Source organism: Microcystis panniformis FACHB-1757 (genome assembly GCF_001264245.1).
Lineage (GTDB): Bacteria > Cyanobacteriota > Cyanobacteriia > Cyanobacteriales > Microcystaceae > Microcystis > Microcystis panniformis.
On sequence record NZ_CP011339.1, the window covers coordinates 5,078,158 to 5,093,382 of the forward strand.

Genomic DNA, 15,225 nt, shown 5'->3' on the forward strand with positions numbered 1-15,225 from the left:
AATTTTTGTTTAATTACTCGTTTAGGAGAGATAGGATTCTATCCTCTCCAATCATCATACAGGTAGTTTTAGACTAGAAGATGACGGTTAAGCATATATTATGGGGTTGGCAAAATGTTAACAGTGACGGAACTATCCCCTAATTGTTCGGTTTGCTGGTGTTGGCTGTTGATTTTTTAACTGGTTCTATGGCTATCTACTCATCCCCTCTCAAAATCGGTAATTTAGCAGTGCATAGCCGCGTCTTGCAATCACCTTTATCTGGTGTCACCGATTTAGTTTTTCGGCGCTTGGTGAGACGCTTTGCTCCTGATTCGATGCTCTATACGGAGATGGTTAATGCGACAGAAATCTCCCAGCTGCAAGAGTTACCGCAATTGATGGTTATCGGGGACAAAGAACAACCAATTAGTATGCAATTATTTGATTGCCGTCCCGATTTTATGGCTGTGGCGGCGGAAAAAGCGGTTAAAGAAGGAGCGATGACCATCGATATTAATATGGGTTGTCCCGTTAATAAAATTACTAAAAAAGGCGGCGGTTCTTCCCTTTTACGACAGCCAGAAATTGCCGAGCAAATTGTTAGGGAAGTGGTGAGAGCGGTATCGGTGCCAGTAACGGTGAAAACTCGCTTGGGATGGAACGCTCAAGAGATTAATATTATCGATTTTGCCCGTCGTTTGGAAGATGCGGGAGCGCAAATGTTGACCCTGCACGCACGCACTAGGGAACAGGGTTATCACGGGCCAGCCGATTGGCAATGGATTAAACGGGTGAAGGAGGTTTTATCGATTCCTGTCATCGCTAATGGTGATATTGTTTCTGTGGAAGCGGCGATTAATTGTTTGGAATTTACTCGGGCCGATGGGGTGATGTGTTCGCGGGGAACCCTCGGTTATCCCTATTTGGTGGGGGAAATCGATTATTACCTCAAAACAGGCAAAAAGTTGCCGCAACCTACCTCTATTGACCTGTTAAACCTAGCTAAAGAGCATTTACAGGGGCTATGGCTATACAAGGGACAACGCGGTATTTGGCAAGCCAGGAAACATCTGGCTTGGTATTGTCAGGATTTTACTGGTGCGGCGGTTTGGCGCGATCGGTTTTCGCGGATCGAATCTCTGGGGGAGGGCTGTGATTTAATTGATGGAGCTATTGCCCAATTAAACCTTGAAAACGAGAATATTTACAGATAACGGTGCTATAAGCTGTAGGTTCTTACGAACCTTTTGCTGGTTCGTCAGCATCATCGACAAGGTACATTTACTATCTAGGGGCTGCTGAAAAAGTACGGGCGAAGCATTCGGGCAATAAGCTATCGGTGAAACCGTAGATTTTTTATCCGAATGCTTCGCCCCTACAGGACGCGGGCCGATGAAGACGCAAGGTTTTGAAGCACGATTCTCTCAAAATCTTGCACCTGTGGGAGCGAGAAAAGCCACAAAACCCTTACCTTGCCTACATTTCACCTTTATTCAGCAAAACCTACCTAAACCTGCTCACGGGTTTCAGCATTATGGCGCAATTTGCTTGCCTGCTCCTGACTATCGATAATATCAGGTCGGGAGCCAATAACCCCAACGCTTTCCCAATAAGCAACTAGCTCCAGCCCTGTTTTAGGAGGATTTTGTAGATAACTCATTCTCTAGCTCTGAAGGTAAATTTAGGCTGACGCTGTGCATAGACGTTTTTAGCTTATAATCATTTACTTGAATCAATGAGCATGGTGCGTTTCCCAAAATTGATCGCTGCAGCGGTAGGAATTGCATGAGGGAACGCACCCTACAGCTACATTGCTCTAGCGATTTAAGACATCATTGCGATGAGTAACAGAACCTACAATCTGCACCACCTCATCAATTAAGGCTTGAGTAACTTCCAACTCAACGAGGGTAGCAACTAAATCCTCAGCGATCGCATCGAAGTGGCTATCGGTTAAGCCCATCTCAGCCACTAATTCTTTATGTGCATCCCTCATAGGACGACCATTCCATTGTTCAGCACCACCAAAAGCATAGGTCATAAAGGCTTTTTGATGTTGTTTCTGTTGTTGCATATCTGTAGGAGCGAAGAAACGCTGGACTCGCTCATCTGCCAAAACCTTTTCATAAAATTTTTCTACAGCTAGATCAACAGCCGCTCCACCACCAAGCTTTTCATACAGTGTTTTCATTGAAAATTACTCCTTAATTGTATGAGTTCAAATGTGACACGAGACAGATGGGAGAAGTTGAAATGTTCAATAATCAAAAAGATTAGAGTATGGATAAATCGTAATTCATCTGTATTAGCAGCCCGCTCGTTGGAGCAAGGAGTATGTCTAACGGTTGAACTCACTCGCCGCCAATGACTTTGGATGATGTAGATAAGTTTAGCACAAGGTCCGGTGCAGTGATTGGTTAGATCGCTCCTAATTCTTACCTAGAATCTTGTCATACTCGGAGTGCGACCCAACCCAGAACCAAACTATCTTTTCTTCGTCTGACTTCTTAATCCCTAATGCTCGCCATCCAATGCCGACTCTGACTGACCAGATTTTTTCTCTTGGTTTCACCTCTTTGAACTCTAGGCTGGGGTGAAATGGATTTTCTTTCCAAATCTCGTAATTTTTCTTGGCTGTTTCTTGTACCCTTTGCGGCAAACTGAGAAAAAGTTGACGAAACCTCTTGGTTCTGGCTGACTTCATTCTGCCCCAAAGCCTTTATCTTCTGTTCTCCCCTCTTGTTCTTCTATCAGGGCTTCCTGTGCCATTGTTATTAAAGCTCCCAATTCCATATCTTCGTTAGAAAGGCTTTGCTGCCATTTTAATTCACTTTCAATATCTTCTAGCAATTGTTGAGCAAGTTCATCTTGAAGATGCTCTGGCAGTTTCTGGATTTCTGTGAATGCTTTTTGCAACAGAGTAGTCATGTTTTGTTCATGTTTTACGCGTATTGGACTATTTTACTACTTTTTCTACTCTCTATTAATTATCCAGAAACTTTCCGAATAAGGAGAGTAAGGATATGCCGAAAGTTTCCGCATATCACCCCGTTTTGTCGATTCCTGACAATCAGCCGAAATAACATCAGCTTTTCCCCAAGATTTCAGCACCAATTGTTCAATCTGACTGCACTTCGTAACAAAAATTTACAACTCGATCATAAGCGATCGCACTCCCATCGATCACTGTGCCTAGACGTTTTTAGATTATTATCATTTACTTGAATCAATGAGCATGGTGCGTTCCCCAAAATCGATCGCTGGAGCGGTAGGACTCGCATGAGGGAACGCACCCTACAAGAGCAGCGATCATAAGTAGTCATGCAAAATTAATTACCTGCCCGATCGAGCTAAAACCCTTACGGGGCAATGATCGTCATGTGTAAATAATTTTGCCTAGGTACTTACTAAGTAGTCATGCAAAATTAATTACCTGCCCGATCGAGCTAAAACCCTTACGGGGCAATGATCGTCATGTGTAAATAATTTTGCCTAGGTACTTATTCCCAAGTTAGAGTGATACCTTCTAGGTTACATACTCTCTGAATAGTTTCCAGTTTACTTTCAGTCAATTTCCCAAATAGGTGAACTCTCATTTTATGCTTGGGATAATACTGTCCATAACTCTTTATTTGTCCAATCGCTGATTTCCAGCCTTTTGTATTTTTGACTTCAATTATTTCCGTATTAGTTAAGACATCTATTCTACCTACCTTATCAATGTAAACCTCGGTTTTTCCTCCTAATTCTCTAGCCAGTTTGTCCCGATACCAAGCCTCTGTCCCCTTTAAAGGAGTATTTATCTCCGGCTCAATAACTATGCCATTAACCTGATTAATAAAGTCCCGAATTGCTCCTCTTACTAATTTTTGAGCAGCATTGGGGGACTGTCTTTTCCGTTTAGCCATTACTTACTCAGTGAATAATTTAGAGATACCATACCCAGCTAAACCAATTACTGCTCCTACTGCCGCTACGGGAGCCATTGTCACTGCAACTGCCGTCCCTCCTACTGCTAATCCCATACCCCCAACTAATGCTGATATACCGGCTCCAGCACCCGCACCAATTGCCGCTGCTCCAATTGCCGTTGCGTCTTGTTCTTCTATTGCTTTTTTGGTTCCGTAAACTGCTGTGCCAACCACTGCTCCTGCTGCTGCTACTGGAGCCATACCGACTCCTAGAGCAGTTCCTCCTACAGCAAGTCCCATACCGCCAACTACTGCCGATGCACTAGCTCCAATCGCCGTACCCACTCCCACTGAAATCATTGCCTGTTGAACTTCTTCTGGCTTATTTTTGTCCGTCATTTCTGGCTTATTTTTGTCCGTCATTATTTTGCCTCATTTTTTAGGTTTAACTAATTAAGTACCTAGGCAAAATTATTTACACATGACGATCATTGCCCCGTAAGGGTTTTAGCTCGATCGGGCAGGTAATTAATTTTGCATGACTACTTATACATTATACAGAAACTTTCCGAATATACTTTGCACGGCTACAACTTGCATTTTTTACTCAAGGACAACGCCAATTCAAAAATGAAACGCATCAACCTCAAGAGTTGACAAAGAAAGGCTCATCAGGTACTGTCTGATCATTAACAAAAACAAATCAGACCCAAAAACGAAGCCCCCAACATCTTAACATAGAACAAAGAAACTTGCTCTACCAACTTAGTCAGGAGGGAAATTTATCTCAACGGCAAATGGCCGTCTGGCTCGGATGTCATCAAAGCACAATATCACGGGAATTAAAAAGGAATCAAAGTTCCCTTGGCTGCTATCTACCTGACACAGCACAAGCTCAAAGCGAGACAAGGCGAAAAAATGCCAAACAACCCTTTAAAAATGTCAGCGAGTCAGCCTTAGAGTTGGTAAAAAAAGGATTGAAAGATTATCATAGCCCCGAACAAATAGCAGGTCGTCTGAAAAAAGCCAGTCAAGAATCTCTCAGTCACGAAACCATCTATCAAATGATCTATCAGAACTATCACGGATGTGGAGAGTACCAGAAATATTTACGCCGGGGGCTTTGTCAAAGAAAGAGTCGAGGCGGAGCAAAAAGTAAGCGTGGAGGGATTCCAGGGCGTGTAGATATCAGCGAGCGACCAGTAATTGCTGACCAGAAAACTGAAATCGGTCATTGGGAAAGTGACACAATGATTGGAGGCAATCATCTAGGAGTTCTCGTTACTCATGTAGATAAAGCCTCGAAATTTTTAGGAGCAGGATTAGCCAAAAACAAAACCGCATCGGAAATCAATAGAGTCACAGAAAAACTTTTTCAAGAGATTCACCCTGACCAAAGAAAAACCTTTACTTGTGACAACGGCAAAGAATTTTGTGGACATCAAGAGTTGAGTCAGAAACTAGGAGCAGATTTTTATTTTGCTACTCCTTATCATTCGTGGGAGAGGGGATTAAACGAGCATACCAATGGACTGTTAAGACAATTTTTCCCCAAGGGAACGAATTTTAAAATCGTTAAGCCAGAGGAGGTGGAAAGAGCCGTAAACTTGATTAACAATCGTCCTCGAAAATGTCTTGACTATCGTACCCCGAATGAGGTATTCTATAAAGGTAGATCAGATAGTGATGCAATTCAGACTTGAATTGGCGCAATAATATAGTTTAAGAGTCATAATTAGAAGCAAAGCACTCATTAAAAACATGATTAACCTAGAATTCACGGAAGAAGAAAAGAACTCACTGTATTATGAAAGATTTCATCATCCCCATCCCCGGGTTCAACTGAAGATGGAAGTTCTCTGGTTAAAAAGCCAAAAGATACCGCACCAAAAAATTTGTCAGTTAGCAGGAATCTCGCCAAATACCTTATTAACCTATCTTCGAGATGAGCAAGAGGGCGGAATAGAAAAATTAAAAGAAATCAACTTCTATCGCCCTAAAAGTGAATTAGAGTTTCAAAAAGAAACCCTCAAAAAATACTTCGAGAAAAATCCACCAGCCACAATAAATGAAGCTGTATATAGGATAGAAGAATTGACGGGAATAAAACGAAGTCCTACCCAAGTGAGAAAATTTTTAAAATCAATGGGAATGAAATGTTTAAAAGTAGGTTCTCTTCCTTCTAAAGCTGACCCAGATGAACAAGAGGACTACAAAGAAAAAAAGCTAGAACCCAGACTAAATGAGGCAAAAGAAGGAAAAAGGGCTGTTTTTTTTGTTGATGCCGCTCACTTCGTCATGGGAGCATTTCTCGGTTTTGTTTGGTGTTTTGAGAGACTTTTTGTTAAGTCACCGAGCGGGCGTAAACGCTTCAATGTTTTAGGAGCATTAAATGCAATAACTCATGAAGTTATTCTGGTAACATATGAAACTTATATTACGGCAACTCAAGTCTGTGAACTCCGCTCAAAAATAGCTGCTTTAGGACTAATGATTCCCATCACTCTAGTCTTAGATAATGCCCGCTATCAAAAATGTAAAATTGTTGAAGAATTGGCTCTTTCTTTGTCAATAGAGCTGCTCTATCTGCCGTCTTATTCACCTAATCTAAATTTAATTGAAAGGCTGTGGAAATTGGTCAAAAAGAAATGTTTATATGGTAAATATTATGAAAACTTTTCTGACTTTTCTTCAGCCATTTATGAATGTTTGAATGATGCCCATTTGAAACATAAAAAAGAACTGGATTCCTTGCTGACTCTACGATTTCAGAAGTTTAATAAATCTCAGATTATGAACGTCTAAAGTATAGCTGAGGGCAGATTTGCCCGGCGAGATTTGCGAACTCATCAGCAGATGCGGAGGGATTTTCGTCAATGGCATTTACAAGCTTGTCAACAGTTGGGAAAAGAACGGGTTAAAGCGGTTTATCGGCTGTGTTATGGAGCAGATTGGTCATTAATCGCCCAAATTCTCTATCCTTCGCCCCGTTCCTTGGCCGTGATGATTATAGAGTCGCCTAATCCCGTTTGGTGGCGAGTTTTGGGGATTACTCCTTTTAGCACAACTAGCCGGATTGAGAATAATTATAAAACTCTCTTGTGTTATTGGCATCCCGATCGCAATTCCCATCCCAATGCTACAGAAATCACTGCCCATCTTAATCGCGCCTACGATTGTTATCAAGGTTTTCAGGAGATGAGCAGCCAAGATAATGCACCTTTGTGGACGAAAATCCGTCGCTGGATTCCTTAGACTTGACTCTAGTTTTTCCCTTGACTTTTCCTTAACAAAAGAATGTTAGTCTAGGAACAATTTATGACCACGCTTGCACTCTCAGGGTAATGAATCTAGTGCTTTTAAACAATCGCTACCAAATTGTTAGTACCCTTGCTAGGGGGGGATTTGGGGAAACTTATATCGCCATCGATACGAATATGCCTTCTCAACGGCGCTGTGTGATTAAAAAATTGCAGCCGGCCATTCAAAGTGAGGGGATGCCAGAATGGTTAAAAGAACGTTTTCAGAAAGAAGCAAGCGTTTTAGAGGAATTGGGGGAACAAAATCGTCAAATACCCCGTTTATACGGTTATTTTGCCCAAGATAATCACTTCTATCTGGTGCAGGAATGGATTGAAGGGGAGACACTAACCCAAAAACAGCAACGACAGGGAAATTTATCCTCTTCAGCAGTGCAGACGATTTTGGAGAATTTACTGCCTGTTCTCGATTTTATTCACAGTCGCCGCATTATTCACCGGGATGTGAAACCCGATAATATTATCTTAAGAAATAGTGATAATTTGCCCATTTTAATCGATTTTGGGGTAATGAAAGAGGCAGTCGCCACCTTACTCGATCCTACGGGAAAAAGTGCCTATTCGATCGCCCTTGGCACCCCCGGTTATATGGCTTCAGAACAGGCTGCCGGAAGACCAGTCTTTTCTAGTGACCTTTATAGCTTAGGCTTAACGGCGATTTTTTTATTAACGGGAAAAACTCCCCAATATCTAGAAACTGACTCGCGCACGGGGGAAATTCTCTGGCGACAGGAGGCAGAAAATGTTAATCCTAATTTAGCTATGGTAATCGATCGAGCGATCCGTTTTCATCCCCGCGATCGGTTTGCCACTGCTAGGGAAATGTTGGCAGCTTTGGCAGAAATATCCCCGGATTTGTCCACCCAACCGACTATCGCGGTTTCTCCCCATAGTCCCCGATTAAAGTCCTCTACACCCCCAAAACCAACCGTCTCCCCCACTGTGGTTATTCAAACCAATTCTGGGGAAAAAAAGAATCCTTGGCTGTGGATTTTGCTGATTTTTACGGTGACAATTGGGGCTTTTGTCCTAGGATATCGGGGATTTATGGCTCTTTTACCCAAAAATGAGGAAATTGAACCAGCACCAACCCCCGAACCTTCTCCTAGTCCTGAAATCATTCCTCCTCCCTCCCAAGATTTTCCCCCTATCCGACGACCTTCTCGTCAACGGACTCCCATTTATTCCCCGACTCCCACTCCATCCCCGACTCCTACCCCAGAGGTGATTCCTAGTCCAGAAGCGACTCCAGAATTAACTCCTAGTCCCACCCCAGAAGAAGTAATTCCTATTCCTGTTCCCCTTCCTGAAACAGATCCAAGTCCTCAAGTTTCTCCCCTTCCTTCCCCTTCTCCTTCCCCTTCCCCTTCCCCTTCTCCTGTTCCAGAGGTGATTAATCCCCCAGTTAATGAGGATAAAATTGAACCGATCGCTCCTCCGGTTTTATCACCTTCTCCTCCTGAAGAAAATAGTAATTAATAGACTGCTTGCAGAAGTCTGGCAAGGCTGACTGACGGACACAAGTGGGTCAAAACCTGACAAGACAAGGGTTGCCAAAAAGAAAAATATCTGGGTAGATAGGGAAAAAGCAAGAATCCCTACAAGATGAAAACCGAGAACAGAATCTTCTCCCAAGTTTATTCCTATCTAGAACAAGGAAGCCGATTTGTGGATAAAAGACATTTAACCGTCCTCAGTTGGATGGTGACAGCCCTACTCAGTAGTCAAAGTCTCAATCAAGCCAGATGGGAACCCTTTGTACAAAGCAGAGCCGAACAAGCCAATAGTTATCAGAGACGGTGGAATCGCTTTTGCCAGAATGGAAGAGTAGCGGTGGAAAAGATATACATCCCCTTAATATTGAAAGCCATCGAGACTTGGAAGGAGAAGGGGGAAAGCTGACTGACGGACACAAGTGGGTCAAAACCTGACAAGACAAGGGTTGCCAAAAAGAAAAATATCTGGGTAGATAGGGAAAAAGCAAGAATCCCTACAAGATGAAAACCGAGAACAGAATCTTCTCCCAAGTTTATTCCTATCTAGAACAAGGAAGCCGATTTGTGGATAAAAGACATTTAACCGTCCTCAGTTGGATGGTGACAGCCCTACTCAGTAGTCAAAGTCTCAATCAAGCCAGATGGGAACCCTTTGTACAAAGCAGAGCCGAACAAGCCAATAGTTATCAGAGACGGTGGAATCGCTTTTGCCAGAATGGAAGAGTAGCGGTGGAAAAGATATACATCCCCTTAATATTGAAAGCCATCGAGACTTGGAAGGAGAAGGGGGAAAGACTGTATCTAGCAATAGATACCACTCTGTTGTGGAATCAATACTGCTTTGTCTATCTAGCGGTGGTCTGCGGGGGGAGAGCCGTCCCCTTGATGTGGATGGGATTAGAACATGGTAGTGCCAGCCTAGCTTTTGAGAAATACGAACCCTTGTTGGACAGAGCCAAAGGCTATCTTCAGGGCTTTGAGAATGTCATGCTGTTAGCCGACCGAGGCTTTGCCAATCAGCAATTAATTCAATGGCTCAGGAAAAATACTTGGCATTGGTGTCTTCGCTTACCTTGCGATACCCTCATTTACGGTGTTCGCCGTCGGGGTTTTGGCTATGAGGTCAGAGAACTCTATCCTCCCAAACGGCAAGCCTGCTTTGATCGCAACGTTCAAGTCTGGCAGGAGGCTAGAATCACTGCTCATCTTGCTTTAGCCTCTGTTCCAGGGGTTAAGGATAATTGGGCAATTCTGAGCGATGAACCTCCTACCCTTGACACCTTCTGGCAGTATGGTCTTCGTTTTCCCATTGAACATCTCTTTCAAGGGCAGTAAATCGGGCGTTTTTGACTGGGAACATTCTCGTGTTCGCTCTGCTGCTTGTTTAGAACGTCTCTATCTCATTGTTGCCATTTCTATTCTCTTTGCTACTTTAACTGGCATGGCGGTTCAACAATCTGGCTCTCGCCGTCAGGTTGATGCTCATTTTCGGCGTGGTTTGAGTTATTTGAAAATTGGTTGACGTTGGCTGGCGGGAGTTGTTCATAAGGCGCGTCCCTTCTTGCGACTTGACCACTTATTTTCTGTTGACCCTTTTCCCTGTTTTGCTTCTCGCAAAGCTCGTCAGGATTATTATGACAAAATTACCTTTTCTTTTATTCAGGAGTTTGAGGCTTTCACATAACAGTACTTGTCTTTGTATTGAAAAATGTGGGCTCTTCTCGACTTTGTGTGATAATTTTTGCTTATGGAATCGTGAAATGCTTATCAGGCAAGACTTTTAGTGCTATTTGGCGGAATAAACTATCAGTATAGACCTCGTTTCCACACAGAAACCAGAAGAGCCAAATGTGTCCGTCAGTCAGGAAGAACGTCTTTTCATTGTCACTGAGATCGGTCCTCGTGGTGATATTTATAAATAATACCGAATCCGACACACCGCGCCACAATCCCTCACGAAAGGCGATAGTTCGTCTGAGAAGGGGTAAAACAGGGGAAACCACCTGAGACTCCTTCCCCTGTCAATCCCTAAGCTAGGGAGAAGAATGTAAAGATTTATTAAATTGTAACTTTTGATGCTTTTTTGATGGAGATAGTGTGCATTATTCTGTTGTCTGCCTTTGGCGTTGGGTGGGGCTGTTTAAGCGGTTGATTGATATAATGACAGTGTGTTTACCAAGCAGTCAAAAATGTTGCTGAAAATCATACAAATCGGCAATTCTCAAGGAATTACAATTCCTCAAGCGATTATGGAACAGTGCGAACTCACTGATGAAGTCGAAGCGATAGTCGAAGGTAAAAAAATTATTCTGAGTGCTAAAAAGAAGGTGAGAGAGGGGTGGACTGAATTGTTTGATGACGAACCGCTCGAAGCAGAGTTACAGGATTGGTTAGGAGTGGAAAACGAGTTCGAGCCAGAAAATCTATGGTAGAAAGATTTACTGTGGTTCTAGTGGAACTCGATCCGACTAGGGGTTCCGAACTGCAAAAAACCCGACCTTGTGTCATTATGAGATATGATTGATATGGTTGCCTATTAGTCTAAGTCAAATGAACATTGAACAAGTTATCATTAAAAACCTAAGAAAACTTCCCTTAGAAAAACAACAAGAAGTGTTATCCTTCACCGAATCTCTCACCTCAAGAATTTCCCTCCCTTCCCCAGATTATAGTCTCACTCCCCAGGAAAAAGCTCAAAAATGGCAGAAAGTAATCGCTAAACTTCCTAAAACAAGTGCGAATTTACCTGATGAAGCTTTACACCGTGACACTATGTATGAAGACTAATGACTCAATATTTACTGGATACTAACATTTTGCTTCGGGCGGCTGATACGTCTTCAGCAACTTATTCTCTTGCTAATAATGTAATTACTCAAATCGTTGAAACAGCTAATGAATGTGTTATTATTCCTCAAGTTTTAATTGAATTTTGGGTAGTTGCAACCCGCCCCCTTGATGTTAATGGTTTAGGTTGGACTCCAGCACAAGCTACAAATTATGTCAATGATTTATTAGATAACTTTACATTAATTGCAGAAACGCCGGATATTTTTCCCCTTTGGTTTCAATTAGTCACCATCTACAACATTAAAGGAAAACGCACTCATGATATTAGGCTTCTTGCTGTTATGAAAGCTTCTAACATTACCCATTTATTAACCTTTAATCCTGATGACTTTATCCCTATTCCCAATATTACCATCGTTCATCCTCAAGATTTCATTAATTCCCAATAATTAGGCAGCAAATCCGACACACTGCGTCACAATCCCTCACGAAAGAGGATAGTTTGCCTGAGAAAGGGAAAAACAGGGTAAAGCACCTGAGACTCCTTCTTCTGTGAATCACTGTCTTATGGCGAAAGGAAAAACAGCAGTCTAGAAAAGAGTTCTGGTATTATTTATAGACATCGCCGCGAGGTTTAATAGTTGTAATGATCTATAGATTGTTGTCTCTATCTTCAAAAAACAACACTCGATACTTACCTACTCGCAATCTTAGTTCATCTCTTCCGTAAAGGGGTTTAATATCTAATTTTGTAGAATCCGAAATCAAAGTATCCAAAGCTTCAAGAAGACGAATTTGATCATTTTTAGGCATCCTTTCTAAGGAGCGTTCTGCTTGTCTAAGTAGAATATAATCAGCCAAGTTTATCTCCAAATAATTTGTATTTTAATTCTGTTGAAGTGATTCCAGTATCTCGACCAGATAAATAATCTTGCCATGCTGCTTGGCTTTCAGCAAGTTCTTCGGCTGGAATGATCTCATCGTCATTTTTTGGCGCTACGGTCGGCTTGATGATAGTTTTTAAATCCTCTAAAAGTCGCAACTTATCCGTAAGGGGAAGATTCTCTATTTGGCTGAGGATTTCATAGTAAGTTGTCATAGACCTTGATCGTATCAGATAATCCGAACACACCTCAAATAATACCACATCCAGATACTAACCAAAAATGGTAAAAGCGGTGGGCTGTTCACAACCGACTTGGTTCTGCGGTTTCTTTATCGGGATTAAGAGAGAAATATAAAAATTTATTAAATTGTATCAAAAAATACAATTGTGGGGGGGGGGAATGTGTATTGTTGTTTTGTCCGCCTTTGGTGTTGGGTTGTTGCTTAATCTGGCTGCAAGAAGGCGATCGCACTTTTGAGGAGATACATTAATGAAAACAAGTGTAATATACATAACGGCTGTATTAACTTTATTGGGACTAACTGTGTCTCGACAAGCTAAAACATTTAACTTAAGTGAAAACAAAGACTTTTTAATAGCTCAATCTGGTCAAGTATATAAGTGTATAAATGATCATGGCAGATTTTCGATAGTGCCAGGTATTCCTGGTGCAACTTCCAGTAGGGTTACTTGCCTGATCCCCGTGAAATCGGTAAAAAGATGTATGTACAAAAGATTTCTTGATAAAACTTTCCATCGTTGTTCTTTAGCCATACCAGCTTTAGATGGTGTTCCAGTCAATACATATTATTCCATAGGAACAAATGGGGGACTCACAACATTGTTTACTATCGATTAATTTACAGGAATATCTATCCATGTATCGATTAGTGTGGGAATCTCTGATACCTCAATATTTTTGAGAACTTGTTTCATGGCTTAAGTAGGTGCATCTACATCTTTCATTGTACCTTATCTAATCATATCTACATATCTAATAGTGTTCCTCAAATTATAACTTTCCTCCTCGCTCTCGGCACTATCGGCGCAGTTTCAACCCTGAAGCGTAAACTAAAATCATCCCAATCTACCGAAAAAGAAACCACAAAAGTAGGCTAAATTGCTTCTAAAAACACCATAAATGCCCCTTCATTTAGTCAGTTGAGGGGGTATTTTTTGTGTATTGTTTATTGTCTATTATTTAATTGTTGCTAACTAATTAACAACAAGAGCGTTTTTTGTGGTAAAATAGTTAGACTGGTGTAAATATAGTAAAAGCTAAAATGTCTGTCACCCATATTAATAATCTTCAAGACCAGATTTTGCAAAGTATTAAGACTTTACCGCTAGAAAAACAGCAACAAGTCCTTGAATTTGTCAAATCCTTACAAAGAAATTCACGTTTTCAGAAATGGGATAATATTTCAGATGCAGAAGCACAGTCGTTACAAAATGAATTTGCTCAAGAGGATATTAGCTTTTCAGAAAGTATTTTACCCGATTATTTATCTCACCTTGAACAAGAGGATAAGGAATAAATGCGAGGCGATATTTATCTAGCTGATTTGAATCCGAGTCGTGGTTCAGAACAAGCTGGTATTCGACCTGTTATTATTGTCGAATATAACAATATTGATCGCTTCACTAGCACTGTTGTTGTAATTCCATTAACCAGTAATTTACGTCGCGCACAAATCCCCGGAACAATGGTTATTCCCGCAGGACAAGGAGGTTTAAATCAGGAATCAGTAGCCTTATGTTATCAAATTGTTGTTATTGATAGACAACGACTTCAGAGACAGTTGGGGACACTTTCTTCTAGTTATTTACAGCAATTGGAAGAAGCGATGCGATACACATTAGATTTAACATAAAACCCTAATATGAATGTTTAATTAGTTTAATTTTCTTTCTGGAAAACTTGAACTTTAAGACTCCTATTACTTAGTACACTCGGCGCAGCTTCAACCCTGAAGCGTAAACTAAAACCATCCAAATCCACCGAAAAAGAAACCAGAAAAGTAGGCTAAATTGTTTCTAAAATACCATAAATGCCCCTTGATTCAGTCAATTGAGTGGGGGAATTTATATCGTATTTTTATGTTATCTTGAGGGTATTTATACCGCTTTGCGGAAGGCAAAAGTCTTATAACATAAGCTTTTCATGTTCCTAATTTTTACAATCCAAATCAATCATTAATGCTACCAGTATAAAATAATTAAAAAATGAGTCCATATCCCTATAACTTTGACAACTTTACTCTTCTGGAATAAACTGATAAACCAAACGATGCTGACAGAACAAATTAAACCTTTAGCCAAGCAAAAATATCCGCTGCTGATATTGACCAACGTTCTAAACCTTTAATCACTGCTAAAGGCTCATTATTTCCTTCAGTTGCAATATGTACTTTCGGTAATCCTGTTTGAAAAACGGTGACTGACTTTGCTAAAGGATCAATCAACCAACCTAATTCTGTTCCTTGTTGTAAACAGAAAATAATCTTTTCCATCCCTAAGGTAACAGATTGTTCAGGAGACATAATTTCAATAATCCAATCTGGATAACGTAAAAATTGATCGGCCATTTCTCCATCTAGATCTCTTGGCAAATTCTCCCAACGAATCACCGCAATATCTGGCACAATTGAACGTTCTGCAAAAGTACAACGCAATTCAGGTAGAGCATAAGCTAATTTTTGAGGTTTAGTCTGTTGATTAATGGCAGAGGCTAACTCAAATTGTAAGATGCTATGTTTTCCTTTGGCCATAGGTTTTTGAGTGACAATTCCATGATAATATTAGACCTCTTGCATAATTTTTTTATGGTATAATGGAGG

At 41.1% G+C, this 15,225-nt stretch carries 22 protein-coding genes and 4 pseudogenes; 17 read left to right on the plus strand and 9 right to left on the minus strand.

The features are described 5' to 3' along the window. Positions 1-188: 188 nt before the first annotated feature. Entirely contained in the window at positions 189-1,196 is a 1,008-nt protein-coding gene (gene dusB, locus VL20_RS23840) for a tRNA dihydrouridine synthase DusB (protein ID WP_052278562.1), read from the plus strand. Between the two features lie 293 nt (positions 1,197-1,489). Here the strand turns inward: dusB and VL20_RS30315 are convergent, their stop codons facing one another. The 6 genes from VL20_RS30315 to VL20_RS23865 form a co-directional block, all read right to left on the minus strand. Further along, the gene (locus tag VL20_RS30315; protein WP_004161554.1) at positions 1,490-1,642 is read right to left on the minus strand and encodes a hypothetical protein; all 153 of its coding nucleotides are present in this window, start codon (positions 1,640-1,642) and stop codon (positions 1,490-1,492) included. A 156-nt stretch (positions 1,643-1,798) separates the two neighbouring features. Beyond that, positions 1,799-2,173, minus strand: a complete 375-nt coding sequence (locus VL20_RS23845) for a group I truncated hemoglobin (RefSeq protein WP_052278023.1) — start codon at positions 2,171-2,173, stop codon at positions 1,799-1,801. 237 nt (positions 2,174-2,410) lie between these two features. Beyond that, positions 2,411-2,686 carry a ParE family toxin-like protein gene (locus tag VL20_RS23850; protein ID WP_046660479.1) on the minus strand — a complete coding sequence of 92 codons (276 nt, stop codon included), beginning with the start codon at positions 2,684-2,686 and terminating at the stop codon, positions 2,411-2,413. Beyond that, positions 2,683-2,910, minus strand: coding sequence for a hypothetical protein (locus tag VL20_RS23855; RefSeq protein WP_052278024.1), 228 nt, complete (start codon positions 2,908-2,910; stop codon positions 2,683-2,685). The genes VL20_RS23850 and VL20_RS23855 overlap by 4 nt, the downstream gene beginning before the upstream one ends. A gap of 572 nt (positions 2,911-3,482) precedes the next feature. Then, entirely contained in the window at positions 3,483-3,890 is a 408-nt protein-coding gene (locus VL20_RS23860; RefSeq protein ID WP_052278025.1) for a hypothetical protein, read from the minus strand. 3 nt (positions 3,891-3,893) lie between these two features. Continuing rightward, positions 3,894-4,292 (minus strand): hypothetical protein, encoded by a 399-nt coding sequence (locus tag VL20_RS23865; RefSeq protein WP_052278563.1) that lies wholly within the window; start codon positions 4,290-4,292, stop codon positions 3,894-3,896. Between the two features lie 338 nt (positions 4,293-4,630). On the opposite strand from VL20_RS23865, the gene VL20_RS30335 reads away from it, so the two are divergent. The 11 genes and pseudogenes from VL20_RS30335 to VL20_RS23910 all read left to right on the plus strand — a co-directional run bounded on the left by VL20_RS30335 (position 4,631) and on the right by VL20_RS23910 (position 11,948). Next, entirely contained in the window at positions 4,631-5,596 is a 966-nt protein-coding gene (locus VL20_RS30335) for an IS30 family transposase (RefSeq protein ID WP_128575295.1), read from the plus strand. Between the two features lie 58 nt (positions 5,597-5,654). After that, positions 5,655-6,698 carry an IS630 family transposase gene (locus tag VL20_RS23875; protein WP_052275240.1) on the plus strand — a complete coding sequence of 348 codons (1,044 nt, stop codon included), beginning with the start codon at positions 5,655-5,657 and terminating at the stop codon, positions 6,696-6,698. A gap of 3 nt (positions 6,699-6,701) precedes the next feature. Beyond that, a pseudogene (locus VL20_RS23880) lies at positions 6,702-7,148 on the plus strand (J domain-containing protein); the annotation flags it as partial. A gap of 89 nt (positions 7,149-7,237) precedes the next feature. Beyond that, positions 7,238-8,692: a serine/threonine-protein kinase gene (locus VL20_RS23885; RefSeq protein ID WP_052278026.1), complete on the plus strand. Its 1,455-nt coding sequence runs from the start codon at positions 7,238-7,240 to the stop codon at positions 8,690-8,692. A 126-nt stretch (positions 8,693-8,818) separates the two neighbouring features. Further along, on the plus strand, positions 8,819-9,115 hold the full coding sequence (locus tag VL20_RS23890; RefSeq protein ID WP_052278027.1) for a hypothetical protein: 297 nt from the start codon (positions 8,819-8,821) through the stop codon (positions 9,113-9,115). A gap of 95 nt (positions 9,116-9,210) precedes the next feature. Further along, positions 9,211-10,044 carry a transposase gene (locus VL20_RS33280; RefSeq protein ID WP_284525807.1) on the plus strand — a complete coding sequence of 278 codons (834 nt, stop codon included), beginning with the start codon at positions 9,211-9,213 and terminating at the stop codon, positions 10,042-10,044. Next, complete coding sequence (locus VL20_RS30355) at positions 10,019-10,231, plus strand: hypothetical protein (protein ID WP_052275239.1); 213 nt, start codon at positions 10,019-10,021, stop codon at positions 10,229-10,231. The genes VL20_RS33280 and VL20_RS30355 overlap by 26 nt, the downstream gene beginning before the upstream one ends. A gap of 667 nt (positions 10,232-10,898) precedes the next feature. Further along, on the plus strand, positions 10,899-11,141 hold the full coding sequence (locus VL20_RS23900; RefSeq protein ID WP_002785444.1) for an AbrB/MazE/SpoVT family DNA-binding domain-containing protein: 243 nt from the start codon (positions 10,899-10,901) through the stop codon (positions 11,139-11,141). After that, positions 11,135-11,233 (plus strand): type II toxin-antitoxin system PemK/MazF family toxin, encoded by a 99-nt coding sequence (locus tag VL20_RS30370; RefSeq protein WP_128575298.1) that lies wholly within the window; start codon positions 11,135-11,137, stop codon positions 11,231-11,233. The genes VL20_RS23900 and VL20_RS30370 overlap by 7 nt, the downstream gene beginning before the upstream one ends. 26 nt (positions 11,234-11,259) lie before the next feature. Then, complete coding sequence (locus VL20_RS23905; RefSeq protein ID WP_008202209.1) at positions 11,260-11,496, plus strand: hypothetical protein; 237 nt, start codon at positions 11,260-11,262, stop codon at positions 11,494-11,496. After that, positions 11,496-11,948 carry a type II toxin-antitoxin system VapC family toxin gene (locus VL20_RS23910; RefSeq protein WP_002750618.1) on the plus strand — a complete coding sequence of 151 codons (453 nt, stop codon included), beginning with the start codon at positions 11,496-11,498 and terminating at the stop codon, positions 11,946-11,948. The genes VL20_RS23905 and VL20_RS23910 overlap by 1 nt, the downstream gene beginning before the upstream one ends. 202 nt (positions 11,949-12,150) lie before the next feature. On the opposite strand, the gene VL20_RS23915 is transcribed toward VL20_RS23910, so the two are convergent. Then, positions 12,151-12,360, minus strand: a complete 210-nt coding sequence (locus VL20_RS23915; protein ID WP_008202207.1) for a type II toxin-antitoxin system RelE family toxin — start codon at positions 12,358-12,360, stop codon at positions 12,151-12,153. Further along, on the minus strand, positions 12,353-12,598 hold the full coding sequence (locus VL20_RS23920) for a hypothetical protein (protein ID WP_052278028.1): 246 nt from the start codon (positions 12,596-12,598) through the stop codon (positions 12,353-12,355). Before VL20_RS23920 ends, VL20_RS23915 begins: the two co-directional genes overlap by 8 nt. Positions 12,599-12,875: 277 nt before the next feature. On the opposite strand from VL20_RS23920, the gene VL20_RS31355 reads away from it, so the two are divergent. The 5 genes and pseudogenes from VL20_RS31355 to VL20_RS30385 all read left to right on the plus strand — a co-directional run. Beyond that, the gene (locus tag VL20_RS31355) at positions 12,876-13,244 is read left to right on the plus strand and encodes a hypothetical protein (RefSeq protein WP_158499380.1); all 369 of its coding nucleotides are present in this window, start codon (positions 12,876-12,878) and stop codon (positions 13,242-13,244) included. 164 nt (positions 13,245-13,408) lie between these two features. Then, a pseudogene (locus VL20_RS33285) lies at positions 13,409-13,504 on the plus strand (LamG domain-containing protein); the annotation flags it as partial. Between the two features lie 164 nt (positions 13,505-13,668). Then, the gene (locus VL20_RS23925) at positions 13,669-13,923 is read left to right on the plus strand and encodes a hypothetical protein (RefSeq protein ID WP_002734916.1); all 255 of its coding nucleotides are present in this window, start codon (positions 13,669-13,671) and stop codon (positions 13,921-13,923) included. Further along, positions 13,924-14,259 (plus strand): type II toxin-antitoxin system PemK/MazF family toxin, encoded by a 336-nt coding sequence (locus tag VL20_RS23930; protein WP_052278029.1) that lies wholly within the window; start codon positions 13,924-13,926, stop codon positions 14,257-14,259. A gap of 51 nt (positions 14,260-14,310) precedes the next feature. Continuing rightward, positions 14,311-14,415, plus strand: a pseudogene (locus VL20_RS30385) (PEP-CTERM sorting domain-containing protein); the annotation flags it as partial. 276 nt (positions 14,416-14,691) lie between these two features. Here VL20_RS30385 and VL20_RS23935 read toward each other — a convergent pair. Further along, positions 14,692-15,186: pseudogene (locus tag VL20_RS23935) on the minus strand (Uma2 family endonuclease); the annotation flags it as partial. Positions 15,187-15,225: the final 39 nt, after the last annotated feature.

What these genes read in the sequence shown, in the direction of transcription:
- dusB (WP_052278562.1), top strand. Translation starts at nt 189, where the DNA reads ATGGCTATCTACTCATCCCCTCTCAAAATCGGTAATTTAGCAGTGCAT.
- VL20_RS30315 (WP_004161554.1), bottom strand. Translation starts at nt 1,642, where the DNA reads ATGAGTTATCTACAAAATCCTCCTAAAACAGGGCTGGAGCTAGTTGCT.
- VL20_RS23845 (WP_052278023.1), bottom strand. Translation starts at nt 2,173, where the DNA reads ATGAAAACACTGTATGAAAAGCTTGGTGGTGGAGCGGCTGTTGATCTA.
- VL20_RS23850 (WP_046660479.1), bottom strand. Translation starts at nt 2,686, where the DNA reads ATGAAGTCAGCCAGAACCAAGAGGTTTCGTCAACTTTTTCTCAGTTTG.
- VL20_RS23855 (WP_052278024.1), bottom strand. Translation starts at nt 2,910, where the DNA reads ATGACTACTCTGTTGCAAAAAGCATTCACAGAAATCCAGAAACTGCCA.
- VL20_RS23860 (WP_052278025.1), bottom strand. Translation starts at nt 3,890, where the DNA reads ATGGCTAAACGGAAAAGACAGTCCCCCAATGCTGCTCAAAAATTAGTA.
- VL20_RS23865 (WP_052278563.1), bottom strand. Translation starts at nt 4,292, where the DNA reads ATGACGGACAAAAATAAGCCAGAAGAAGTTCAACAGGCAATGATTTCA.
- VL20_RS23875 (WP_052275240.1), top strand. Translation starts at nt 5,655, where the DNA reads ATGATTAACCTAGAATTCACGGAAGAAGAAAAGAACTCACTGTATTAT.
- VL20_RS23885 (WP_052278026.1), top strand. Translation starts at nt 7,238, where the DNA reads ATGAATCTAGTGCTTTTAAACAATCGCTACCAAATTGTTAGTACCCTT.
- VL20_RS23890 (WP_052278027.1), top strand. Translation starts at nt 8,819, where the DNA reads ATGAAAACCGAGAACAGAATCTTCTCCCAAGTTTATTCCTATCTAGAA.
- VL20_RS33280 (WP_284525807.1), top strand. Translation starts at nt 9,211, where the DNA reads ATGAAAACCGAGAACAGAATCTTCTCCCAAGTTTATTCCTATCTAGAA.
- VL20_RS23900 (WP_002785444.1), top strand. Translation starts at nt 10,899, where the DNA reads ATGTTGCTGAAAATCATACAAATCGGCAATTCTCAAGGAATTACAATT.
- VL20_RS30370 (WP_128575298.1), top strand. Translation starts at nt 11,135, where the DNA reads ATGGTAGAAAGATTTACTGTGGTTCTAGTGGAACTCGATCCGACTAGG.
- VL20_RS23905 (WP_008202209.1), top strand. Translation starts at nt 11,260, where the DNA reads ATGAACATTGAACAAGTTATCATTAAAAACCTAAGAAAACTTCCCTTA.
- VL20_RS23910 (WP_002750618.1), top strand. Translation starts at nt 11,496, where the DNA reads ATGACTCAATATTTACTGGATACTAACATTTTGCTTCGGGCGGCTGAT.
- VL20_RS23920 (WP_052278028.1), bottom strand. Translation starts at nt 12,598, where the DNA reads ATGACAACTTACTATGAAATCCTCAGCCAAATAGAGAATCTTCCCCTT.
- VL20_RS31355 (WP_158499380.1), top strand. Translation starts at nt 12,876, where the DNA reads ATGAAAACAAGTGTAATATACATAACGGCTGTATTAACTTTATTGGGA.
- VL20_RS23925 (WP_002734916.1), top strand. Translation starts at nt 13,669, where the DNA reads ATGTCTGTCACCCATATTAATAATCTTCAAGACCAGATTTTGCAAAGT.
- VL20_RS23930 (WP_052278029.1), top strand. Translation starts at nt 13,924, where the DNA reads ATGCGAGGCGATATTTATCTAGCTGATTTGAATCCGAGTCGTGGTTCA.